This is a genomic window from Streptomyces sp. NPDC091292 (assembly GCF_044757265.1).
Taxonomy (GTDB): domain Bacteria; phylum Actinomycetota; class Actinomycetes; order Streptomycetales; family Streptomycetaceae; genus Streptomyces.
The window spans coordinates 22,352-42,476 of record NZ_JBIVUQ010000029.1; the positions used below are offsets into that span (position 1 = coordinate 22,352).

General features: G+C 70.8%; 23 protein-coding genes. 13 read left to right on the forward strand and 10 right to left on the reverse strand.

Annotation, left to right across the window (positions count from 1 at the left end; translation table 11 throughout):
- The first annotated feature begins 81 nt into the window (after positions 1–81).
- Positions 82–468 carry a hypothetical protein gene (locus ACIQNU_RS39905; RefSeq protein ID WP_401376389.1) on the forward strand — a complete coding sequence of 129 codons (387 nt, stop codon included), beginning with the start codon at positions 82–84 and terminating at the stop codon, positions 466–468.
- A 53-nt stretch (positions 469–521) separates the two neighbouring features.
- Here the strand turns inward: ACIQNU_RS39905 and ACIQNU_RS39910 are convergent, their stop codons facing one another.
- Positions 522–1,352 carry a TetR/AcrR family transcriptional regulator gene (locus tag ACIQNU_RS39910; RefSeq protein WP_401376392.1) on the reverse strand — a complete coding sequence of 277 codons (831 nt, stop codon included), beginning with the start codon at positions 1,350–1,352 and terminating at the stop codon, positions 522–524.
- Between the two features lie 258 nt (positions 1,353–1,610).
- Here ACIQNU_RS39910 and ACIQNU_RS39915 point away from each other — a divergent pair, with 258 nt between their 5' ends.
- Positions 1,611–3,887 carry an MMPL family transporter gene (locus ACIQNU_RS39915; RefSeq protein WP_401376394.1) on the forward strand — a complete coding sequence of 759 codons (2,277 nt, stop codon included), beginning with the start codon at positions 1,611–1,613 and terminating at the stop codon, positions 3,885–3,887.
- Between the two features lie 36 nt (positions 3,888–3,923).
- On the opposite strand, the gene ACIQNU_RS39920 is transcribed toward ACIQNU_RS39915, so the two are convergent.
- Positions 3,924–4,517, reverse strand: a complete 594-nt coding sequence (locus tag ACIQNU_RS39920; protein ID WP_401376397.1) for a hypothetical protein — start codon at positions 4,515–4,517, stop codon at positions 3,924–3,926.
- 627 nt (positions 4,518–5,144) lie between these two features.
- A complete protein-coding gene (locus ACIQNU_RS39925; protein ID WP_401376399.1) occupies positions 5,145–5,357 on the reverse strand; it encodes a hypothetical protein in 213 nt (70 codons plus the stop codon).
- Between the two features lie 108 nt (positions 5,358–5,465).
- On the opposite strand from ACIQNU_RS39925, the gene ACIQNU_RS39930 reads away from it, so the two are divergent.
- The gene (locus tag ACIQNU_RS39930; RefSeq protein ID WP_401376401.1) at positions 5,466–6,116 is read left to right on the forward strand and encodes a class I SAM-dependent methyltransferase; all 651 of its coding nucleotides are present in this window, start codon (positions 5,466–5,468) and stop codon (positions 6,114–6,116) included.
- Between the two features lie 79 nt (positions 6,117–6,195).
- The gene (locus ACIQNU_RS39935; protein WP_401376404.1) at positions 6,196–6,810 is read left to right on the forward strand and encodes a PadR family transcriptional regulator; all 615 of its coding nucleotides are present in this window, start codon (positions 6,196–6,198) and stop codon (positions 6,808–6,810) included.
- Between the two features lie 101 nt (positions 6,811–6,911).
- Here ACIQNU_RS39935 and ACIQNU_RS39940 read toward each other — a convergent pair whose 3' ends face one another.
- Both ACIQNU_RS39940 and ACIQNU_RS39945 read right to left on the reverse strand, forming a co-directional pair.
- Positions 6,912–7,340, reverse strand: coding sequence for an SRPBCC family protein (locus ACIQNU_RS39940; protein WP_401376407.1), 429 nt, complete (start codon positions 7,338–7,340; stop codon positions 6,912–6,914).
- A gap of 166 nt (positions 7,341–7,506) precedes the next feature.
- Positions 7,507–7,695 carry a hypothetical protein gene (locus tag ACIQNU_RS39945; protein ID WP_401376408.1) on the reverse strand — a complete coding sequence of 63 codons (189 nt, stop codon included), beginning with the start codon at positions 7,693–7,695 and terminating at the stop codon, positions 7,507–7,509.
- Between ACIQNU_RS39945 and ACIQNU_RS39950 the strand changes: the two genes are divergently transcribed.
- The 5 genes from ACIQNU_RS39950 to ACIQNU_RS39970 all read left to right on the forward strand — a co-directional run bounded on the left by ACIQNU_RS39950 (position 7,694) and on the right by ACIQNU_RS39970 (position 11,732).
- Positions 7,694–7,879 carry a hypothetical protein gene (locus ACIQNU_RS39950; RefSeq protein WP_401376411.1) on the forward strand — a complete coding sequence of 62 codons (186 nt, stop codon included), beginning with the start codon at positions 7,694–7,696 and terminating at the stop codon, positions 7,877–7,879. The two genes, ACIQNU_RS39945 and ACIQNU_RS39950, sit on opposite strands and share 2 nt — an antisense overlap.
- Positions 7,857–8,411 carry a Clp protease N-terminal domain-containing protein gene (locus tag ACIQNU_RS39955; protein ID WP_401376414.1) on the forward strand — a complete coding sequence of 185 codons (555 nt, stop codon included), beginning with the start codon at positions 7,857–7,859 and terminating at the stop codon, positions 8,409–8,411. The genes ACIQNU_RS39950 and ACIQNU_RS39955 overlap by 23 nt, the downstream gene beginning before the upstream one ends.
- Before the next feature lie 91 nt (positions 8,412–8,502).
- Positions 8,503–9,432, forward strand: a complete 930-nt coding sequence (locus ACIQNU_RS39960) for a helix-turn-helix transcriptional regulator (RefSeq protein ID WP_401376417.1) — start codon at positions 8,503–8,505, stop codon at positions 9,430–9,432.
- Between the two features lie 82 nt (positions 9,433–9,514).
- A complete protein-coding gene (locus ACIQNU_RS39965; RefSeq protein ID WP_401376421.1) occupies positions 9,515–10,576 on the forward strand; it encodes an EamA family transporter in 1,062 nt (353 codons plus the stop codon).
- 169 nt (positions 10,577–10,745) lie between these two features.
- A complete protein-coding gene (locus tag ACIQNU_RS39970; RefSeq protein ID WP_401376424.1) occupies positions 10,746–11,732 on the forward strand; it encodes a DMT family transporter in 987 nt (328 codons plus the stop codon).
- Between the two features lie 61 nt (positions 11,733–11,793).
- Here the strand turns inward: ACIQNU_RS39970 and ACIQNU_RS39975 are convergent, their stop codons facing one another.
- Entirely contained in the window at positions 11,794–12,459 is a 666-nt protein-coding gene (locus ACIQNU_RS39975; protein WP_401376426.1) for a pyridoxamine 5'-phosphate oxidase family protein, read from the reverse strand.
- Positions 12,460–12,553: 94 nt separating this feature from the next.
- Here ACIQNU_RS39975 and ACIQNU_RS39980 point away from each other — a divergent pair, with 94 nt between their 5' ends.
- A complete protein-coding gene (locus ACIQNU_RS39980; protein WP_401376429.1) occupies positions 12,554–13,885 on the forward strand; it encodes an aminotransferase class I/II-fold pyridoxal phosphate-dependent enzyme in 1,332 nt (443 codons plus the stop codon).
- A gap of 45 nt (positions 13,886–13,930) precedes the next feature.
- Here ACIQNU_RS39980 and ACIQNU_RS39985 read toward each other — a convergent pair whose 3' ends face one another.
- Positions 13,931–14,881 carry a DMT family transporter gene (locus ACIQNU_RS39985; RefSeq protein ID WP_401376432.1) on the reverse strand — a complete coding sequence of 317 codons (951 nt, stop codon included), beginning with the start codon at positions 14,879–14,881 and terminating at the stop codon, positions 13,931–13,933.
- Between the two features lie 75 nt (positions 14,882–14,956).
- Between ACIQNU_RS39985 and ACIQNU_RS39990 the strand changes: the two genes are divergently transcribed.
- Positions 14,957–15,859, forward strand: a complete 903-nt coding sequence (locus ACIQNU_RS39990; RefSeq protein WP_401376435.1) for a LysR family transcriptional regulator — start codon at positions 14,957–14,959, stop codon at positions 15,857–15,859.
- A gap of 88 nt (positions 15,860–15,947) precedes the next feature.
- Here the strand turns inward: ACIQNU_RS39990 and ACIQNU_RS39995 are convergent, their stop codons facing one another.
- Positions 15,948–16,415, reverse strand: a complete 468-nt coding sequence (locus ACIQNU_RS39995; RefSeq protein WP_401376438.1) for a pyridoxamine 5'-phosphate oxidase family protein — start codon at positions 16,413–16,415, stop codon at positions 15,948–15,950.
- Between the two features lie 118 nt (positions 16,416–16,533).
- On the opposite strand from ACIQNU_RS39995, the gene ACIQNU_RS40000 reads away from it, so the two are divergent.
- A complete protein-coding gene (locus ACIQNU_RS40000; protein WP_401376441.1) occupies positions 16,534–17,199 on the forward strand; it encodes a cysteine hydrolase in 666 nt (221 codons plus the stop codon).
- Here the strand turns inward: ACIQNU_RS40000 and ACIQNU_RS40005 are convergent.
- Positions 17,186–17,698: a Rieske (2Fe-2S) protein gene (locus tag ACIQNU_RS40005; RefSeq protein ID WP_401376443.1), complete on the reverse strand. Its 513-nt coding sequence runs from the start codon at positions 17,696–17,698 to the stop codon at positions 17,186–17,188. The two genes, ACIQNU_RS40000 and ACIQNU_RS40005, sit on opposite strands and share 14 nt — an antisense overlap.
- A 348-nt stretch (positions 17,699–18,046) precedes the next feature.
- Between ACIQNU_RS40005 and ACIQNU_RS40010 the strand changes: the two genes are divergently transcribed.
- Positions 18,047–19,231: a HEAT repeat domain-containing protein gene (locus ACIQNU_RS40010; protein ID WP_401376446.1), complete on the forward strand. Its 1,185-nt coding sequence runs from the start codon at positions 18,047–18,049 to the stop codon at positions 19,229–19,231.
- Positions 19,232–19,387: 156 nt separating this feature from the next.
- On the opposite strand, the gene ACIQNU_RS40015 is transcribed toward ACIQNU_RS40010, so the two are convergent.
- The gene (locus ACIQNU_RS40015; RefSeq protein WP_401376449.1) at positions 19,388–20,032 is read right to left on the reverse strand and encodes a winged helix-turn-helix transcriptional regulator; all 645 of its coding nucleotides are present in this window, start codon (positions 20,030–20,032) and stop codon (positions 19,388–19,390) included.
- Between the last annotated feature and the right edge of the window lie 93 nt (positions 20,033–20,125).

The window sequence follows — 20,125 nt, forward strand, 5'->3', positions numbered from 1 at the left end:
TGCGGCGCCCTTCATTACTCCGATGGCGGGCAAGCCGGAGAGTGTTCCGTGCCGTGCGAAGGGGTGCATAGGGTCGGATTCATGGGTGGACTTGGGGCCTTTCTGATCGTCGTCGCCGGGATGGCCGTGGTCATGGGCTTCTTCGCTTGGCTGGCCGTGCACGTCCGCCGCAGAGGGACCGCGGGCGCGGGCATCACCGCCGCGCTGGCCTCGTACGACGAGGCGTTCCGTACGACCGCTCACCAGGCCCACTACGAGATCCAGGCCCAGGCGGACCGCAAGTCGCCGCTTCTGTCGCCCGACGACCACTGGGGCCGGGGCGAGGGCGGTGCCGGGCGGCCGGGCTCGGGTGGCCGGGGGCCGGGTCGGGCGCGTCCTCGCCGGGCGCGGCGCGGGATCGTGGGCCGGGTGGCGCGGCTGCTTATCGCGGTGCGGCTTTTGGTCGTGGGACGGGCGATCGGGCGCTGACCGCCGTCAGTCCGTAGAGGACGGGAGACCTCCCGCCCCGCCCGTCCTTCCTGCTACGACGGCTTCGGCGGCTCTTCGGCGGCGGACGTGTCCGGGATCCGGCGGTGGATGTCCTCCAGCATGTTCCGCATCGCCATGCGGAAGACCTCCGCCTGATGGTCACCGATGAACGAGGTGTGCCCGAACACCTCCAGGACGACCAGGCCGTGCATGTGCCCCCAGGCGCTCAGCAGAAGAGCCGTCGCGGGGGCCGGCAGATCCCGTAGATCCGGTGGCAGTTGTTCCAACTGGGCCCGGAACGAGGGGGTCAGCGCGGGAGTGTCGGCGGCGGCGAGTTGTGCCGCCGTGAACTCGCCGAACAACTCGCGCTGGAAGATCGCGCTGATCCGGCGCATCGCCAGGGTTGTGGGGCCGTCGGCGGGCGCCGCGTAGTCCCGCAGCGGTGTTCCGTACAGGAGTTGGAAACGCTCCGGATGGGCGACGGCCCAACGGCGGTAGCCCTCGGCCGCGACCACCAGGCGCGGCACGGCCGGGTCGTCACCCGCGCTGTCGATGGCGGCCCGCACGGCAGCGGCCAGGTCGTCGTACGTCCTCGCGATGAGTTCGGTGACGAGGGCGTGCCGGCGCGGATAGTAGTGGTAGAGCGCCTGCACGGTCATGCCGAGGCTGCGGGCGACCGCGCGCAGGGACAGGGCCGCGGGCCCGTGTTCGGTGATGTGGCGCTCGGCGGCGTCAAGGATTTCCTGGGTGGCGACTGCCCGACGCCGCTCGCGCAGGGAGGTCGGGGCGGGGGCCGGGGCCGGTTCTGGGGCCGGGGGAGGTTCCGCGGCCGGGACCCGCGCTGCGGTCGGGGTCGGGGTCGTCGTGGGTGCGTGGGTGGGCATGCGCCGACCGTACGACGCCGAGCCCGACGGTGCATCAAGAACCTTGACACTGTTAGGAAAATCAAACACTGCCAAATCTTCTGCGGCCTCACTAACGTCGTTGTGGCGACGAGGAGTGCGACACCGCACCTGCCTCGGGCGGGCGCGCAGACCCGCCGAGCGCCGCGCCGGTTCCTCCTGTGCCCCGGCTGCCGCCCGTCGTTTTTCACCGCAAAGACGCTCGCAAGGACGCTAAGGAGATCAGGCGTGTTTGAACGCATGGCTGAACTATCGATTCGACGGTCCCGGCTGGTACTCGTCGTCGCCGTCGTGGCGGTGGCCCTCATGGGCGTCGTGGGCGCCGGTGCATTCGGCAAGCTGCTGGGTGGCGGTTTCGCCGACCCGGCGTCCCAGTCCACCAGGGCCGCGGAGGTCATCGAGGAGAAGTTCGGCGGCGAGACGAACCTGGTTCTGCTGGTCCGTGCGCCCGACGGCCGTATCGACACCCCGGAGGCCGGGCGGAGCGGCCGGACCCTGGTGGCCGACCTCAGGAACGAGAAGACCCTGGCGAACGTCGTCTCGTACTGGGACACGGACAGCCCGGGGCTGCGCTCGCGCGACGGCCGCGAGGCGATGGTGCTCGCGCATGTGAAGGGTGACGAGACCCAGCAGCAGAAGAACGCCCAGGAGATCATCGACGCCTACAGCGGAACGTACAAGAACGCGCTCACGGTCCAGGCCGGAGGCGGCGCGGCCGTGGGCAGCGACATGTCGACACAGGTGGTCGACGATCTCGTGCTTGCCGAGATCATCGCCATTCCGCTGACCCTCGTGCTGCTCCTGTTCGTCTTCGGCAGCGTGGTCGCGGCCCTGCTGCCGCTGGCCATCGCGGTCATCGCCATCCTGGGCTCGTTCGCGCAGCTCTCCCTTCTCGGCAGCGTCACCGACGTCTCCGTCTCCGCGACCAACCTCACCACCGCTCTGGGCCTCGGACTCGGCATCGACTACGCCCTGTTGATGACGAGCCGCTTCCGGGAGCAGTTGGCGGCCGGGGCGAGCGTGGACGACGCCGTCCGGACGACGGTGCACACCGCGGGCCGGACCGTCGCGTTCTCCGCCGCGACCGTGGCCGCCGCGCTCGCGGCGCTCCTCGTGTTCCCGCAGTACTTCCTGAGGTCGTTCGGCTACGCAGGGGTCGGTGTCGTCGCCATCGCGGCCATCGGCACCCTGTTCGTGATGCCGGCCCTGTTCGTCGTCCTGGGTCACCGGGTCAACAGCGGGCGGCTGCCGTGGGCGAAGCCGGGGCGCTCCGGCGCGGGGACGTCCCTGTGGGGACGGCTGGCCCGGACCGTGATGCGGCGGCCCACGCTCACCGCGCTGCCCGTGCTCGCGGTGCTGGTGCTGGCGGCGAGCCCGCTCCTCGGTATCACCTTCGGCACGCCGGACGAACGGGTCCTGCCCGAGGGCGCCGAGAGCCGCCAGGTCGCCACCGCGCTGCGCGAGAACTTCGACGGCAACGACGAAGCCGCCCTCCACATTGTTGTCGACCAGCCCGTGAGCAAGGCGCTGTTGGAGTCGTACGCGGTCGGGCTGTCCGAGTTGAAGGGTGTCCTGCGCGTCGAGACGAGCGCGGGAACCTACGCGGACGGACGGTCGACGGCGACAGGGTCCGGGGCCGGGGCCGGGTCCGAGTCCGGCAATCCCGCCCTCGGCCGGTCCGGCGCGCAGCGGATCAGCGTGGTGAGCGAGTTGGCGCCGAGGTCGGACGAGGCGCAGAGCCTGGTCGGCGCGGTGCGCGCCGTCGCCCCGCCCGCCGGATCGCAGGCCCTGGTGGGCGGAGTCGACGCCGAACTGGTCGACTCCAAGGACTCCATCAGCAGCCGGCTCCCGCTCGCCGTGGCCCTGGTCGCCCTCACCACCTTCATCCTGCTCTTCCTGTTCACCGGCAGCGTCGTGCAGCCACTGCGCGCCCTGGCGCTCAACGTGATCAGCCTGGGCGCGACCCTCGGCGCCATGACCTGGATCTTCCAGGACGGAAACCTCTCCTCGCTGCTCGGCGTCTCGGCGCAGCCGATGGAGGTGTCGATGACTGTGCTGATGTTCTGCATCGCCTTCGGCCTCTCCATGGACTACGAGGTGTTCGTCACCAGCCGCATCAAGGAACTCCACGACCTGGGCGAGGACAACGAGTCGGCCGTCGCCAACGGTCTCGGCCACACCGGACGCATCGTCACCGCGGCGGCCTGCCTTCTCGCCGTCAGCTTCTTCGCCTTCGGCACGTCCAAGATCAGCTTCATGCAGATGTTCGGCCTGGGCAGCGGGCTGGCCATCCTCATCGACGCCGTCGCCGTGCGCGGCGTACTCGTCCCAGCCGCGATGCGCGTCCTCGGCCGTTCGGCCTGGTACGCGCCCGGTTTCCTGCGCAAGGTCCACGGACGGTTCGGCCTCAGCGAAGGCGGCCCGTTGCCTCGGCCCGCGGCCGGGGTCGCGCCGGAGTCCACGGTGCCGTCGTCGCCGTCGTCGTCGCCGTACGTGAAGGACTCGACGGGGGTCTGAGGCCTGAGCGCGCACCGGGACGTCCCGGGGGCGTGCTCAGCCCTTGATGTGGTGCTCCGGGCGGGTCCAGAGGGCGAGGTCGCTGCTGGTGGCGACTGCCAGGGTGCGGCCGGACGGGGAGAATCCGGCGGCGCGCAGTTCCGAGTACTCGGAGTGGAAGACGTGCCACCAGGTGCCTCCCGGCGGTCCTTTGTGCACTCCGCCGTCGGTGGAGAGGATGACGCGGTCGTGGGGCCACTCGGGACTGACGATGTCCAGCGTCCAACCGTCCGGGGTGGTGCTGTGCAGACCGCCACCGAAGAGGCCGGCGATGCGGACCGGCGTGCCTGCGAGGGGACCGAGGCCGGGGCAGGTGAGGTCCGGGTGTGCGTCGGGGGTGCTGGTGGCGGGATCGGGATCCCGGTCGCGTGCGATCTTGTCGCCGGTGACCGCGTCGAAGAGTCCATGGCCGTCGCTGGACACGACCATGACGAGGTCGTGTCCGGTGTCCGGATGGACCGCGAAGCCGATGCCGAGCAGGCCACCGATGGGGATCCCGCGGTCCAGCACTGGTTGCCAGGGTGTGGGGGCCGGCATGACGGGGGCGGCGAGGTAGCGCTCCCGTAGCCGCTGCTGGTACTCCGTGATCAACCTGGCTCCTCGGTTCGGTGCGGTTCGCGTCGAGGGTCTCTTGCGCAGCGCGCCAAGTCGACTCAAATTCTCGGAAGCTGATGTCGGCCGTGCGGTCGGCTCGTCACCAGCCACTCGAACTGTCCTCGGCGAGCACGCAGTACTTCCGTCAACAGGGGGGCCGGAGGGGGCTGGGAGTGTCCCGTCTCGAAGGATCTCGTTCGGGGTGGGCCGCTGACGTGCGGCGAGCAGTTCAGGTGAGACGTGGCGATGCCGGGATTCTCGGGTGATGTGGTCCCGGGCGGGTGGATGCCAGAGGCTGTCCCAGCCGATCTGGTCCGGCCCTGCTGTTTCGAACTGGGACCACGCCTGGGTCGTCAGCCTCTCGCACGTCGAAGAACTCGCTGAGGAGTTGGTGGAGTGTGTCACGGATGCGGTGTCGGTCGGTTGTGACCGCGGCGACACCGCCGACCTCGTAGCGCTGCTGCTTTCGCATCACGGTCCGCGCGCTGATCTCTTCACCCAGCGGGGCCAGTTCCGCCGCCTTGGTCCGCTCACGTTCCGCCGGCGACCGGCAGGCCGGGTCGTATTCGGGCCGGGGACTGGTCCCCGCCGGGGCATTCGGCGGCAGACCGGTCAGGATCTCGATCAAGTGGTGCTGCCACCACAGCGCCTGCGCCGCGACCTTTCCACCGTCGCCCAGACCCGCGCGGTCAACGCGAGGACCTGGGCGGCCTTTTCATCGACGAGGTTCTCAGGCCGGACATCGACGACCACCCCGGTGCCGCCGGACAACCCGGCGAAGTAGTCCGGGGTGTGCTCACGATTCTGGTCGCTATCCACCCAAACCAGGCGGAACACGACACTTGACCTTGCCCCGAGGTGAAGGCCGACCGTGTCGGTGGCGACCAAACCGCCGCGCTGAGCGCGTTCGGCTCTGCCTGAACCCGGATGAGAGGACCCCCCTCCATGAACGACGACGCTCTCCTGGCAGAGCAGATGGCCTACTACAGGGCCGGTGCGGCCCAATATGACCGGCCCTATGCAGAGGACGAAGCCTTGCAGGAGTTACTGGGTGTCGTCGATGATCTCCCTATTACCGGGGACGTACTGGAGCTGGCCTGCGGAACAGGACAGTGGACCCCGGGACTCGCCGCGCGGGCGCGGTCGGTGACGGCCGTCGACGCGTCGGCCGAGGTGCTGGCCCTCGCTCGGGCCCGTACGCCATCCCCCACCGTCCAATTCCTCCAGGCCGATCTGTTCCAGTGGCAGCCGCCACGACGCTACGACACCGTGTTCTTCGCCTTCTGGCTCTCCCATGTCCCGCCGGCACGGCTGCCCCGCTTCTGGAACACTGTCGCCGCCGCCCTCGCGCCGGGCGGCAAGGCGATCTTCGTCGACGACGGCCCCGCCGCGGCGGCATACGAGGAAGTCGTCGCGAACCAGTCAGCCCCGGCAGCGCTGCGTCGGCTTGACGACGGGAGCCGGTACCGCATCGTGAAGGTGTTCCACGATGCCCGGACCCTCACGAACGACCTCGCGGCGCTGGGCTGGTCGGCCCGCATCCGGACCACGGCCGGGAACTTCATCGGTGTCGCCGAGCCGCCGACCATCCCCTGACCACACCACGAAGGTGGGCGGTGAGGGTTGTCATGCGAGCGGTTCCGATATATCGTTAATGCATCGCGACCGATCAACGATGGAAGGAGCGATTGCGATGCACTCGCATGGACACGGACACGGTCAGTACGGTCCCGGCCATCAGGGTCGGGGTGGATTCGAGGGACGGCGTGCCGCCTTCGGTCCCTTCGGGCCGGGCTTCGGCCCGGGTGGAGGGCCCTGGGGTGGACGCGGTCGAGGCGGACCGAGGGGCAGGGCGCGCCGCGGCGACGTCCGCGCGTCGATCCTGGCGCTGCTGAAGGACCGCCCGATGCACGGCTACGAGATGATCCAGGAGATCGCCGAACGCAGCGGCGGGGCATGGAAGCCCAGCCCGGGTTCGGTGTATCCCACGCTGCAGCTGCTGGAGGACGAAGGTCTGATCACCAGCGCGAGCGAAGGCGGCAAGAAGCTGTTCTCGCTCACCGAGTCGGGCCGCTCGGCGGCCGACGAGGGGCCCGACGCGCCCTGGGAGGACGCCGGGCGCGGGGTCGACTGGGAGACGCTGAGCGAGATCCGGCAGGCAGGCTTCGGTCTGATGGAGGCGTTCGGCCAGGTCTGGAAGACCGGTAGCAAGGAACAGCGCGAGAAGGCGCTCTCCGTGATCAACGAAGCCCGTAAGAAGCTGTACCTCATCCTCGCCGACGAGGACTGACCCGAAGACTGATCAGAGATTGATCAGAGATAGATCAGTGAAGCCGGGGCGCTCCGCGTGAATCACGCGGGGCGCCCCCTCTCTCTTCCGCTCCTACCGGCTCAGGTGACCAGGCCGGTCAGTTTGCGCAGCGACTCGTTGAGTGCCGCCGTCGCCGAGTCCTTGAGCTTGCCCGCCATGATCGAGACGGCGGCGCCCGTGAACTCGCCGTCGATACGGACCGTCGTCGCACCGCCGTCCGGACTCAGCGAGTACCGGGTGCCCACGATCACGCCCATCGGGCCCTTCCCCCGGATGGCGAAGGTGCGGCCGGTCTCCAGCTCCTCGATGGTCCAGGTGACCTCGGCCGGGAAGCCCATCAGCTTCATGTTCTCCTCGAAGGTGCCGCCCACGGCCAGATCGGCGGGGCCGCCCTTCGGGAAACTGGTGTGCGTGGCGTTCCACTCCCCGTACGAGGAGAAGTCGGTGAGGCGCGCCCAGACCTTCTCCGGCGGTGCGTCGATCCGTGCTTCCGCGCTGACTTCGGCCATGCGGCCACCCCTTCTCGTCGGGTGCTGCGCCGCGCGCAGCTACGCTGTCGCGGAACGTAGCCGTAGGGCCCTGAACATTCAATACTGATGAACCGTCAGGAAGTTCCCGGATGCCGTCATCTGCCAGGGAACCTGATGCCGTCAGCCGCTCCCGACCCGAGGTGGGTCAGCCGACGCGCCGGATCACCGCCGCGTCGAACAGATCCGACGCCCTGGGGAACGGTCCCTCGTCGTGGCAGTGCCATGCCTCCCAGAACAGGTCGGCGAGGAGCGCGTCACCAGGTGCGTAGACCCGGTACACGTACTCCCGGCCGTCGATCGAGGGCAGGGCCACGAGCCAGCACCCGCTTTCCATGCATCAGATGGACGTACGGCGGCGGGGAGCGGTTGCCGGACCGGCGCACATCAAGACGGCGCGCGCCCCGGCGGCGAAACCGCGTGATCTCATCCGTAAGGAGGAGAACCAGCGCACGCGTACCCAACTTGCGTGGGACCCGGAAATGCTTCCCGCCGCTGATGTCGCGGGTGCCGGCGGCTGATGGGGTAGAGGATGTGCAACCCCGTATCCCGCAACAGGCCGCCGAGAGCGGCTCCACCCGTGCCGATGTCGACGACCGGCTCAGCGCCGAACTGGTCGAGGTCGTGGCGGGCGCGCGGCGGCGCGCGGTGCGGGACGGCGACCGGCAGATCGACACCGCCCATCTGCTGCACTCACTGCTCGAATCCGACCCGCGGGTGCGGGAGGTCTTCGCCGAAGGCGCCCAGGTCGCCCGGCTGCTCGGCTATCTCGTGCAGCGCAGCATCGGCTACGGACTCCAGTGGCAGGGTTCCGTCGAGGACTCCGGTGCCGTGCCCGTGGTCCGCGAGGCCGGCTGGTCGCCGACCGCGGGCATCGCCATGGAAGTGGCCTGCCTGCGCGCCGAGGCGCGCGGTGAGCGACGCGCCCGCGGGGTCGACCTCCTCGCCGCCCTGGCCGCCGACCCCGACTGCCGCGCGGTGGAGATTCTGGGGCATGCCGGGGTCGTCGCGGGTGAGCTGTTGAAACGTATCGATGAGGCGCTTGCCGCGTAGGTGCGTTAGGTGCGTACGGGTGTACGTACGGTACGGAGCCTGTGCAGATCAGTACCAGGCACGTGGCCGGGGTGGCATGGACACTGGGGCCATGGGACACCGAGGACATGGCGAGGCTTCTGGCGGCGTTTCTGGCGGCGCTTCCGGCGGCAGTGAACTGGGCGATTTCCTGCGGGCGTGCCGCGCCGCCCTGGACCCCGCCCGCGTCGGTCTGCCCGACGACGGGCGGCTGCGCCGCGTACCGGGTCTGCGCCGTGAGGAACTGGCCCAACTGGCGCATGTCAGCGTCGACTACATCGTCCGCCTCGAACAGGGCCGCACCCGCCGTGTCTCCCGCCCCGTCCTCGACGCGCTCGCCGACGCCCTGGAACTCGCCCCCGACGAACGCACCCACCTCTTCACGCTCGCCGAGACCGTGCAGACGGCCCCCGCACGGCAGCCGATCGCCCGCCATGTCGACCGGCAACTGCGCCACCTCCTCGACGGCATGCACGACGTCCCCGCGATGATCCTCAACCGCCGCATGGACGTCCTCGCCTGGAACCGCGCCGCCCGCGCCCTGCTGACCGACTTCGACGCACTGCCGGACGCCGAGCGGAACCTGATCCGGCTGACCTTCCTCGACGACTCCTTCCGCGCCCTGTACGCCGACTGGCCACGCGCCGCCCGCGAATGCGTCGCCGTCCTGCGGATGGAGGCCGACCGCCACCCCCACGACCGCGCCCTCTCCGGACTCATCGACGAACTCATGGCAGGCGACCCCGACTTCCGCACCTGGTGGGCCACCCATCGCGTTCGCGGACCCCGGCAGCTCACCAAGACCTACCGCCACCCCGTCGTCGGCTCCCTCACCCTCGACGTCCAGCAACTCACGGTCGACACCGAGCCCGACCAGTTCCTCGTCGCGTACACCGCCCCGCCCGACACCCCCTCCTACGACGCCCTGCGCTTCCTGCTCCAGTGGTCCACGCCCGGCAGCGAACCGGTGGACCGGAGCGCCCGGCGGCCGTCATCCCCCTGATGCCCGGCCGACGTCCAGCCGACGTCCAGACCCTGAGACAGGTGTCACCGGGGATGACGGTCCTGACCGGGCCTGTCATCATGTGCCGGTGCATACGTCTCAGGGGACTCAGGGCGGTCGCGGCCGGGGCTTCGGCCTCGGCCTCGCCCTCGTATCGGCCCTCGCCTTCGGTGGTTCCGGTGTCGCGGCCAAGCCGCTGATCGAAGCGGGTCTCGACCCGCTGCACGTCGTATGGCTGAGGGTGGCCGGAGCCGCGCTCGTGATGCTGCCGCTCGCCTGGCGCCACCGGGACCTCGTCCGCCTGCGTCCCGCGCTGCTCGCCGGGTACGGCCTGTTCGCGGTCGCCGGTGTCCAGGCCTGCTACTTCGCCGCCATCTCCCGTATCCCCGTGGGCGTCGCCCTGCTCGTCGAGTACCTGGGGCCCGCGCTCGTCCTCGGCTGGGTGCGGTTCGTGCAGCGGCGGCCCGTGACGCGCGCCGCGCTCGTCGGGGTCGTGCTGGCCGTCGGCGGACTGGCCTGCGTGGTCGAGGTCTGGGCCGGGCTCGGCTTCGACCTGATCGGACTGCTGCTCGCACTCGGCGCGGCCTGCTGTCAGGCCTGCTACTTCGTCCTGTCCGACCAGGGCAGCGACGCCGGCGACAAGGCACCGGACCCGCTCGGCATCATCGCGTACGGGCTGCTCGTGGGCGCTGTCGTCCTGACCGTCGTGGCGCGCCCCTGGTCCATGGACTGGTCGCTCCTGAGCGGCACCGCCGACATGAACGGCACCCCCGTCGCGGCCTTCCTCCTGCTGTCCTGGATCGTCCTCCTGGCGACCGTCCTCGCCTATGGGACCGGTGTCCTGTCGGTGCGGCGGCTGTCGCCGCAGGTGGCCGGGGTCGTGGCCTGTCTGGAAGCCGTCATCGCGACCGTGCTCGCCTGGGTGCTGCTCGGGGAGCACCTGTCGGCGCCGCAGATCATCGGGGGCGCGGTGGTCCTCGTCGGCGCGTTCATCGCGCAGTCGTCGACACCGGTGAAGGCGGCGGCGGAGCCGGTCGCGGCGGGCGGCCTCGCCGCGACGGCCGCCGCCGGTGGTCCCACGGGCGCCGCACCCTCGCCGGATGCCACCGAGGACGAGTTGTCCACGCGCGGCAGCGCCCCCTAGGGTGACCGACATGCCGCTGACGCTCGTTCTTCCGCCTCCCGCCGCCTGAGGCGGGCCCCCGGTCCCTGAGCCCGGCAGTCGCCGGGCGGAACGGTGCTGCCCGCAGAAGAAGTCCGAGGACCTGACACAGGTCCCTTGCCGACCTTCTGTGAATCTGCGGAGAGAACACGTGTCGAACGCTGTCTCCGGCCTGCCCGTCGGGCGTGGCCTGCTCTATCTGACCGTCGCCGGTGTCGCCTGGGGAACCGCGGGCGCCGCCGCGTCCCTGGTCTACCGGTCCAGTGACATGGGCCCCGTGGCCCTTTCCTTCTGGCGCTGCGCCGGGGGACTCCTGCTGCTGCTCGCCGCCCGGCTGCCCCGGCTCCGGTTCAGGTCCCAGGACCCGCTCCGGTTCCGGCTCCGGCTCCGGCTCCGCTTCAGGTTCCGGCTGCGGATCGTCGCGACGGGGCTGGCTCTCGCGGTGTTCCAGACCGCGTACTTCGCGGCCGTCGAAGCGACCGGACTCGCCGTCGCCACCGTCGTCACCCTCGGCGCCGGACCCGTCCTCATCGCGCTCGGCGCCCGCGTCACCATGGGCGAACGCCTCGGGCGGGGCGGTGTCGCCGCCGTCGCCGGTGCGCTCGCCGGGCTCGCCGTCATGGTCCTGGGCGACGGCGACGCGAGCGTGCGGCCCCTGGGGGTCCTGCTCGCGCTCGTCTCGGCGGCCGGGTACGCCGTGATGACGCTGCTCACCCGCTGGTGGGGGAAGGGTGGCGGCGCGGACTCGTCCAGCGTCACGGTGTGGGCCTTCGCCGTCACCGCCGTGTGTCTGCTGCCGTTCGGCGCCGCCGAGGGGCTGGTCCCACGCACCGCCCAACCCGGCGAGGTCATGGTCCTGTTGGTGTACATCGCGGCCGTCCCGACCGCGCTCGCCTACGCGCTGTACTTCGCGGGCGCCGCGGTCGTCCGCTCCGCGACCGTCTCCGTGATCATGCTCCTGGAGCCGGTGAGCGCGGCCGTCATCGCGGTCACCCTGCTCGGTGAGCGGCTGACCCCGGCGACCGTCGTCGGCACCCTGCTCCTGCTGGTCGCCGTCGCGGGACTCGGCGCGGCGGAGGCGCGGGACGCGGCAGCCGCGCGGAGGGAAGCGGCGCGGAGGGAGACGGCGCCGGTGTGACGTGGCGGGCCCCTACGCGCGCGTAGGGGCCCGTTTCGGCTGGGGCACAGCCGGGCCGGGGTCACAGCGCCTTGATGTAGTCCGGTACGTCGATGCCGGCGGCCAGGTCGTCCGCGGGGACGGGGGAGCCGTAGACCTTGCTGACCGGGACGACGCCCGTCCAGTGGGGGAGGCCCACGTCCTCGGGCTCGTCGTTCGGGCCGCCCGTGCGCACCTTCGCGGAGACCTCGTCCAGGTCGAGACGGAGCACGGCGGTGGCCGCCAGTTCCTTCGGGTTCGCCGGGCGTGAGTCGGCGGCGCGGCCCGGGACGACGTGCTCCACGATCGCGTCCAGGGCCGTCCGGCGCTCCTCCTCGTCGGTGACCTTGTGGGCGACGCCCTGCACGACGACCGACCGGTAGTTGATCGAGTGGTGGAACGCCGAGCGGGCCAGGACCAGCCCGTCGACATGCGTCACCGTGAGGCACACCGGAAGCCCCGGGTCCGCCTGGCCCGCCATCCGCAAGGGCCGCGAGCCCGTCGAACCGTGCACATAGAGGCGCTCGCCCACCCGGGCGAACAGCGTCGGCAGCACGACGGGCAGCCCGTCCCGTACGAACCCGAGATGGCAGACGTACGCCTCGTCGAGTATGGCGTGGACGAACGCGCGCTCGTACGAGGCCCGTTCGCGGTCGCGGGTGGGGACGCTGCGGTCGGTGGGGGTGTAGGCGGTCGTCTGGTCCGGCATGGCCGTCTCCCTCGGATGCGGTCGGTGTCGGGCCTCCTCGGTGCGAGGGGCCTGCGGGTTTGCGTTGTCATTGCACTAGTGCATAATGGGCTTTGTGCTAGGAGAATATCCGATCCAGGGGAGTGGTGCTGCGGAGATCGCGCGCAGCGTCGAGCAGGCCGTGGGCGCGGGAAGGCTGGAACCGGGGCAACTGCTTCCACCCCTGCGGGAGTTGGCGTCCCGACTCGGTGTGAATCCCAATACGGTCGCCGCCGCCTATCGCACCCTCCGCGAGCGCGGGGTGATCGAGACGGCCGGGCGGCGCGGCAGCCGCATCCGCTCCAAGCCCGCCATCACCGCGCGCGAAGCCATCCGCGTCGACGTCCCGGCAGGGGTACGGGACGTGTCGGACGGCAACCCCGACACGTCTCTGCTGCCCTCACTCACGGCCGCCTTCACCGCCGCCGCCGTGTACGCGGACGAACGGCCGGTCCTGTACGGGCAGGAGGCGGTCGAACCAGAACTCGCGCGGTACGCGCGCGGGGCGCTCGACCAGGACGGTGTGCCCGCCGGGCCCATCGCCGTCACCTCGGGCTCCCTCGACGCGATCGAACGCGTCCTGGCGGCCCAGCTCAAGCCGGGCGACACGGTGGCCGTCGAAGACCCCGGCTGGGGCAGCCTCCTGGACCTAGTGCCCGCGCTCGGACTGCGCGCGGTGCCGGTGCGTGTGGACGACGACGGACCTCTGCCCGACGACGTGACCGCTGCCCTCGACGGCGGTGCGCGCGCGATCATCGTCACCGACCGCGCGCAGAACCCGACCGGCGCCGTGATCAGCGCACCCCGCGCGCGTGCCCTGCGTCGGATCCTCGCCACGCACCCCGACGTCCTGCTCATCGAGGACGACCACGGGCACGGCATCGTCGACCAGCGCCTGCGCCCGCTCGCCGGAGCCACGCACGCGTGGGCGTTCGTGCGGTCCACCGCCAAGGCGTACGGGCCCGATCTGCGGCTCGCCGTACTCACCGGTGACGACCTCACCGTCGACCGGGTCCGGGGACGGCAGCGGCTCGGGCCCGGCTGGGTGAGCCGACTCCAGCAGCGCGCCGTCCTCGGACTCTGGGTCGGCCGGTCCGTCGACGCGACCGCCGTCGCCGCCTCCTACGGGGCCCGCCGGGACGCCCTGATCTCCGCGCTCGCCGAGCGGGGTGTCGCGGCGCACGGACGCAGCGGCATGAACGTGTGGGTGCCGGTGCCCGACGAGACCGGAGCCGTGGCGCGGCTGCTGCACTCCGGCTGGGCGGTGGCGCCCGGCGCCCGGTTCCGTATCGGAGCGCCGCCCGGGGTGCGCATCACGGTGTCCACGCTGACGCCGGACGACATCCGCGCGGTGGCCGACGCCGTGGCCGACGCGACCGGTCCCGCGCCCGCGCGGCGGTACGTGTGACGCTCCGGCGGGATGTCGCGCACACCCGCCACGGGCGCCCGGGAGTCAGGTGCGGCGGCGTGACTGGGTGAGTGCCGCGCCCGCCAGGATGATCACGGCGCCGACCGGCGTCGACCACGACAGGGACTCGCCGAGGATGGCCACGCCCGCCGCGGTCGCGATCACCGGGATGAAGTACGTGACCATCTGGGCCGTCGTCGGACCGACCTCGGCGACCAGGCCGTACTGGACCAGCAGCGCGAGTCCCGTACCGAGCGCGCCCAGGGCCACGACCGCGAGCAACGGGACGAGAGCGAAGCGGCTGGGGAGCGAGGTGAACAGGGGAGTCACCACGGCCAGTTGGACCGTCGCGAGCAGCAACTGCCCTCCGGTCAGCGACAGATGCGAGTGCGCGGAGCCCGCCAGGGTGCGGCGGACGTAGATCCAGCCGATCGGGTAGCTCAGCGAGGCCAGCAGAGCCATCGCCGTGCCCCGGAGATCCAGCCCCTGGAAGCCCTGCCAGGCGCCGAGCACCGTGAGCACCCCGAGAAAGCCGATACCGAGCCCGGCGACCCGGCGCCGCGTCGGCCGGTCCTCGGACAGGGCCACCAGCGACAGCGCCATGCCCCACAGCGGTGAGGTCGCGTTGCAGATTCCGGCGAGCGTCGACGGGACGGTCAGCTCCGCGTAGGCGAACAGGGAGAACGGCACCGCGTTGAGCAGGAACGCCGACACCGCCAGATGGCCCCAGACGCGGGCCCCGCGCGGCAGCCGCTCGCGCTTCACCACGAGGGCCACCGCGAGCACCGCCGTACCGAACGCCAGTCGGCCGAGCGTGACTTGGAAGGGCGCGTACCCTTCCGTGCCGACCTTGATCAGCAGGAAGCTGAAGCCCCAGATCAGGGAGAGGGCGCCGAAGCGGAGCCGCCAGTCGAGGGTGCGGCGGGGGGTCGGGGGCGCCGTGGCTGCGGCTGCGGCTGCGGCTGGGACGGCGTCGGGCGCGGTGGCGGTGCTCATGACCGTCACGATGGCCCAGCTCGACGTCTTAGTACAAGCTAGATTTTGTGCTCGGTATTGCGTAGCATCACTTACATGTTGAACCTGGAGCGCCTGCGTACCCTCGACGCCCTGGCCCGGCACGGCTCGGTCAGCGGTGCGGCGGCGGGTCTGCATGTGACGACGTCGGCCGTGTCGCAGCAGATGTCCAAGCTGGAGCGCGAGGTCGGACAGCAGCTCCTCGCCAAGAACGGCCGGGGGGTGCGCCTCACGGACGCCGGGCGCCTCCTCGCCGACCACGCGGCGCGGATCCTCTCGCAGGTCGAACTGGCGCAGTCCGATCTGGAGGCGCAGCGCGGACAGGCCGTGGGCGAGCTGCGGATCAGCGCGTTCCCGAGCGCGGCGCGCGGGCTGTTTCCGGCGACCCTGGCCGCGCTCCGGGCCGGACACCCGGGGCTGCGCGTACGGTCCCAGGAGCTGGAGCCGGCGGCGGGCGTCGCGCGCGTGATCCGTGGCGACCTGGACCTCGCCGTCGTACTCGACTGGTACAACAAGCCGCTGCCGCTGCCCGAAGGGCTCGCCAAGGAGTCCCTGCTCGACGATCCCGCCGATGTCGCCCTGCCCGAAGGGCACCCCCTCGCCGACCGCGCGGAGGTCGAACTGGAGGACTTCGCGGACGAGGAGTGGATCACCTGGGCCGAGGGCGAGTTCTGCCATGAGTGGCTGATGTACACGTTGCGCTCGAAGGGCTTCGAACCGCGCATCGCCCACCGCGCGGTGGAGCACCACACCCAGCTCGCGCTCGTCGCGGCGGGCCTCGGCATCTGTGTGGCCCCGCGCCTGGGCCGCGAGCCGATGCCCCGGGGCGTCCGCACGGTTCCGGTCCGCCACCGCGTCCGCCGGCATGTCTACGCGGTCTGGCGGGCGGACGCCGACCGCCGGCCCTCGATCAGGGCGGCGGTGAAGGCGCTGCACGGGGCGGCGGCGGGGAGGGGATGACGGCTGCGGGAAGGGCCTGACGGTGGCGGGGAGGGCATGACGGGTGGGGCGGAGACGGGGTGAAACGGCCTCCGTGGTGGCCGGGACCTCAGAAGCCGCCGAGCTTGCGGAAGTCCCAGGACGCGATCGCCTCCGGCGTGAGCCGCGCCCACGCGTGGCGGCCGTCGTGCGGCATCTCGTCCAGGCCGAAGTTCTTGCGCGCGAAGAGCCGCTCGACGGCGTCGAGTTCCGGACACGGCTCACCCGTGCGGGGCGCCTCGCCGACGAACTCGACCCGCCCCGACAGCTCGACGCCGCGCAGCTCCCCGTACTCCTCACCGGCGTCCACCACCACCGCGACCCTCGGATCGTGCCGCAGCTCCGCCCACCGCCTGCTGCGCGTGATCGAGTACAGCCACAGCGAGCTGCCGTCCCAGGCGAACCACAGGGTGCTCGCGTGCGGCGCCCCGTCCGCGGACACGGTCGCCACCCGGCAGGTGCGCTCCGTGGCCAGGAACTCGTCCAGTTCGGCGGCGCTCATCATGATCCGACGGCCCCGACGCTGTGTGACGTCCATGCGCACCCGCTTTCCTGACGGTACGTCAGTCGATGTGTGAGTGAAGCATGGATCGACTTCCGTCCTGGCGCAATGGTGGCTACCCTCGCCCGCCCGGACGCCGGCCCTTGGGGGAACCATGCCCACGCACGAACAGCTCGCCGAACTCCTCGACCCCGCGACCACGGTGCTGCTGACGGTCGAGTGCCAGCAGGGCGTCGTGGGGACGGAGAGCGCGCTGCCCGAACTCGCCCGCGAGGCACGGACGTCCGGGGCGCTGGCCCGGGTCGCGCTGCTGGTCGCGGGCGCCCACGAGAGCGGCGTCCAGGTCGTCCACGCCGTCGCCGAACGCCGTCCGGACGGGCGCGGCGCCAACCGCAACGGCCGCCTCTTCCGCGCCGCCGAACGGCTCCCCGTCCAGCAGCTCTCCGGCACCAGGGCCGTACGGATCGCGCCACCGATCGAAGTCGCCGACGAGGACCTTGTCGTACGGCGGCTGCACGGTCTGTCGCCGATCGCCGGGACCGACGTCGATCCCCTGCTGCGCAACTTCGGCTGCCGCACCCTCGTCGTCACCGGGGTCTCCGCGAACGTCGCGATCCCGAACGCCGTCTTCGACGCCGTCAACCTCGGCTACACGGTCGTCGTGCCCCAGGACGCCATCGCGGGGGTGCCGGCCGACTACACCCTCGCGATGGTCCGCAACACGCTCGCGCTCGTCGCCACCGTCACCACTGCCGACGACGTGCTCGGCTGCTGGAAACGACCGCGCGCCGCCGCTGCCCCGGCTGCTACGCGAGGGTGATCTGCTCGCCGCTGACCTTGATCTGCTTCGGCGGCAGAGCCGTCGTCGCCGGGTCGTGCACGACGCTGCCGTCGGTGATGGAGAACTTGCTGCCGTGACACGGGCAGTTGATCGTGCCGCCCTCGACGGAGGTGACCGGGCACTGGGCGTGGGTGCAGCGGTTCGAGAACGCCTTGAACTCGCCCTGCGTCGGCTGGGTCACGACGACGCCCTGGTCGCCGAAGATCTTGCCGCCGCCCACCGGGATGTCCGCGGTTTTGGCCAGCGCGGCGGCCCCGCCGCCGTCCGGTGAGGGGTTCCCGGACGCGGACCCGGAGGTGTTCGCCCCGCCGTTCCCGGCGTCCGACGAGGTGGCGCCGTCCGACTGGGCGTTGCCCGCGGACTGCGGGTCGTCGGAGCTGCCGCACGCGGTGAGCGCCGCCGCCAGCCCTGCGGCGCCCACCGCGGCGACCACGGTGCGGCGGGACGGCGTGGGGACGGACTCCTGCGTAACGCTCATGGTGGATCCCTTCCATGATTTCCGGGGGTCTCGTTCACGTACGAACGAGGGCTGTGCCGTGTTCAACGCGGCGGCCGATTCATAGGAAGTGCGGCAGGAGAGGGACATTCGGGCCGGGCGGCCAGGGACTGTCGTAGGCCCGCCACTCCATGTCCCAGGGGTGCGGAGGTGTCCATCCCCTCTCCATATGACAACACCTTACTTAAGTAGACGTGTGTCCGAAGGTCCGGGCTGTGATCCTTTGGCGCTGGGCAAGCCTTGGTGGGGACAAGCCTTGACAGCAGCCATTTCACTTAGGTTTCCTATATCTACCTCGGATGGGGTGCACAGCCTAGTCGCGGAGGAAACATGACGCAGCACATCGAAACCAGGCTCACGGAAGGTCTGGTGTCCCTGACCCCGCCGCCGGCGAGCAGGTACAACGACCCCGCGGAGTACCTGGACTTCGCCCGGCCGATCACCGAGAAGTTCCTGCCGTACGACACCCGTAGCGACAGCGAGCTGCGCGAGGTCTCCGAAGGGCACGAGAGCCCGCTTGAGCGCGAGCGTGCGCTGTGGGAGCTGGCCGACCGCAGCCCCGAGGAGAGCCTGTCGTTCATCGCCCAGATCATCGGCACCGAGACGGACCGCCTGGTCCGTTCCGGCGCGCTGTGGCTGGCGCTGCGTTCGGCCGGGCCGCGGAGCCTGAGCGTCCTGGAGAAGTTCGCCATGGACGACGACCCCGAGGTCGCGGACTGGGCGCGGGTCCTGTCCGGTGACATCACCGGTGTGAAGGCCGAGCGGATGTACTCCGAGGCCGAGGTCGAGGAGACCGGGTACTTCGACCAGACGGTTCCGCTCATCATCGGCGGCCGTGTCGTCATCATGACGCCGGGTGTCGGCGCGGTCCGCGCGGTGCTCTCGCCGCTCTGGTTCGACTCGATCCTCGGCCGGGTGCTGGCCAGCACGAACGTCGAGACCATCCGGACCGACCTCACGGTCGAGAAGGAACTGATGGGCCTCAACGCCGACGGCTCCCCGCACTACGAGATCTTCCCGTTCCGCGGGCTGAGCGTGGAGTACGACGGGCGCAACCTGGAGCACAACTACCTCTCCGAGACGCTGCGGCCGTTCTACCCGAGCGGCTTCGTCGGCAAGGGCGAGATGGTCGAGGTCCCCGTGTCTCTCGGCCGTATCGCGCTGACCACGCTGGCGGGCAAGGGCGAGGTCGCCATCCACGGGGACGGTGCCCGTGCGCAGCGGCTCCAGGCGGCCGACATGCCGTTCGTGGAGAGCGTGCGCGGCCGGTACTATGGCTGGGCCGCGGTCAACCTCGACCGCACCTTCGACCGTGGCACGGTCGGCGCGGGCGACGTGCAGCTGTCGAACCCGACGGACCCGATCGCGGGCCCGATGACCAACGCCAAGCTGTACGGCACGTTCCGCGGCAAGTCGGGCGACTACACCGGCGCCGGCCGGTACACGCTCAACTCGATCAAGTGCCACGGCCGTCCCGACGGCCGGATCGACGTCGTCGAGAACGCCGGCGAATGAGGCGGATGATCTGACGTCTGTTGCAGTAGGCGGTGCGCTCTCACGGAATCCGTGGGGGCGCACCGTCGTGTGAGGTCACGTACTCGTGGGGGCGCACGGCGCCGGCCCTTCGGCGCGCTTGAGGCGCGCGGCCCGGTGACGGACTCAGGTACGGCCTCAGGTGAGGCCGAGCATGAGGGAGCAGCGGAGTACGGCCTCCGGGTCTCCCTTGATCCGGACGTCCCCGGTGGCGATCGCCTGGAACGGCGAAATCATCCTGGCTCCCACTTGGACGAATGTTTTCGCGTCGCACTCGATGGTCAGCGCGGGTTCCTGCACCTCACCGCGCTCGAAGGTCACTTCACCACCGTGAACCAGAATCTGGAAGATCTGGTCGCTGACCTTGAACTCGTAGACCTCGTCGACGTCCGGAATCGCTTCCTGGACAATCATCGCCTGCACGGCGAGGAATCCCCATTCGGCGCGGGTTTCCCCGTCCGTGTCCGACTTGTCGAGGAAGGAAAGCCCCCAGCGCGCGAGTCCCAGGACCGGGTACCGCAGTTCCTCGCCGGTCTCGGTGAGCCGATAGAGCCGGGCCCTTCCGTCCCCTGCCAGCGATGTCTGCTCGACGACACCGCGCTCCGTGAGCATCCGGAGCCGGTCGGTGAGCAGATTGGGTCCGATACCGGGCAGGTTGTGCAGCAGGCCGTTGAATCGGGCGGGGCCGATCAGCAACTCCCGGACGACCAGCAGGGTCCATCGCTCGCCGATGACGTCCAGACCAGTTGCCAGCCCACAGAATTGCCCGTACTCACGACTCATGGCAGCCACCTTTACTCTCATTGCGCATAGTAACAGTTGGTGGCGGCCGAGTAGAGGGCTTGACCTCGGCATTAACGTCCCGCGACCGGTCCT

What these genes read in the sequence shown, in the direction of transcription:
- ACIQNU_RS39940 (WP_401376407.1), bottom strand. Translation starts at nt 7,340, where the DNA reads ATGGCCGAAGTCAGCGCGGAAGCACGGATCGACGCACCGCCGGAGAAG.
- ACIQNU_RS40010 (WP_401376446.1), top strand. Translation starts at nt 18,047, where the DNA reads ATGACGCAGCACATCGAAACCAGGCTCACGGAAGGTCTGGTGTCCCTG.
- ACIQNU_RS39935 (WP_401376404.1), top strand. Translation starts at nt 6,196, where the DNA reads ATGGAAGGAGCGATTGCGATGCACTCGCATGGACACGGACACGGTCAG.
- ACIQNU_RS39975 (WP_401376426.1), bottom strand. Translation starts at nt 12,459, where the DNA reads ATGCCGGACCAGACGACCGCCTACACCCCCACCGACCGCAGCGTCCCC.
- ACIQNU_RS39955 (WP_401376414.1), top strand. Translation starts at nt 7,857, where the DNA reads ATGTCGCGGGTGCCGGCGGCTGATGGGGTAGAGGATGTGCAACCCCGT.
- ACIQNU_RS39995 (WP_401376438.1), bottom strand. Translation starts at nt 16,415, where the DNA reads ATGGACGTCACACAGCGTCGGGGCCGTCGGATCATGATGAGCGCCGCC.
- ACIQNU_RS39960 (WP_401376417.1), top strand. Translation starts at nt 8,503, where the DNA reads ATGGGACACCGAGGACATGGCGAGGCTTCTGGCGGCGTTTCTGGCGGC.
- ACIQNU_RS39905 (WP_401376389.1), top strand. Translation starts at nt 82, where the DNA reads ATGGGTGGACTTGGGGCCTTTCTGATCGTCGTCGCCGGGATGGCCGTG.
- ACIQNU_RS39910 (WP_401376392.1), bottom strand. Translation starts at nt 1,352, where the DNA reads ATGCCCACCCACGCACCCACGACGACCCCGACCCCGACCGCAGCGCGG.
- ACIQNU_RS40000 (WP_401376441.1), top strand. Translation starts at nt 16,534, where the DNA reads ATGCCCACGCACGAACAGCTCGCCGAACTCCTCGACCCCGCGACCACG.
- ACIQNU_RS39990 (WP_401376435.1), top strand. Translation starts at nt 14,957, where the DNA reads ATGTTGAACCTGGAGCGCCTGCGTACCCTCGACGCCCTGGCCCGGCAC.
- ACIQNU_RS39915 (WP_401376394.1), top strand. Translation starts at nt 1,611, where the DNA reads ATGGCTGAACTATCGATTCGACGGTCCCGGCTGGTACTCGTCGTCGCC.
- ACIQNU_RS39930 (WP_401376401.1), top strand. Translation starts at nt 5,466, where the DNA reads ATGAACGACGACGCTCTCCTGGCAGAGCAGATGGCCTACTACAGGGCC.
- ACIQNU_RS39950 (WP_401376411.1), top strand. Translation starts at nt 7,694, where the DNA reads ATGCATCAGATGGACGTACGGCGGCGGGGAGCGGTTGCCGGACCGGCG.
- ACIQNU_RS39985 (WP_401376432.1), bottom strand. Translation starts at nt 14,881, where the DNA reads ATGAGCACCGCCACCGCGCCCGACGCCGTCCCAGCCGCAGCCGCAGCC.
- ACIQNU_RS39945 (WP_401376408.1), bottom strand. Translation starts at nt 7,695, where the DNA reads ATGGAAAGCGGGTGCTGGCTCGTGGCCCTGCCCTCGATCGACGGCCGG.
- ACIQNU_RS40005 (WP_401376443.1), bottom strand. Translation starts at nt 17,698, where the DNA reads ATGAGCGTTACGCAGGAGTCCGTCCCCACGCCGTCCCGCCGCACCGTG.
- ACIQNU_RS40015 (WP_401376449.1), bottom strand. Translation starts at nt 20,032, where the DNA reads ATGAGTCGTGAGTACGGGCAATTCTGTGGGCTGGCAACTGGTCTGGAC.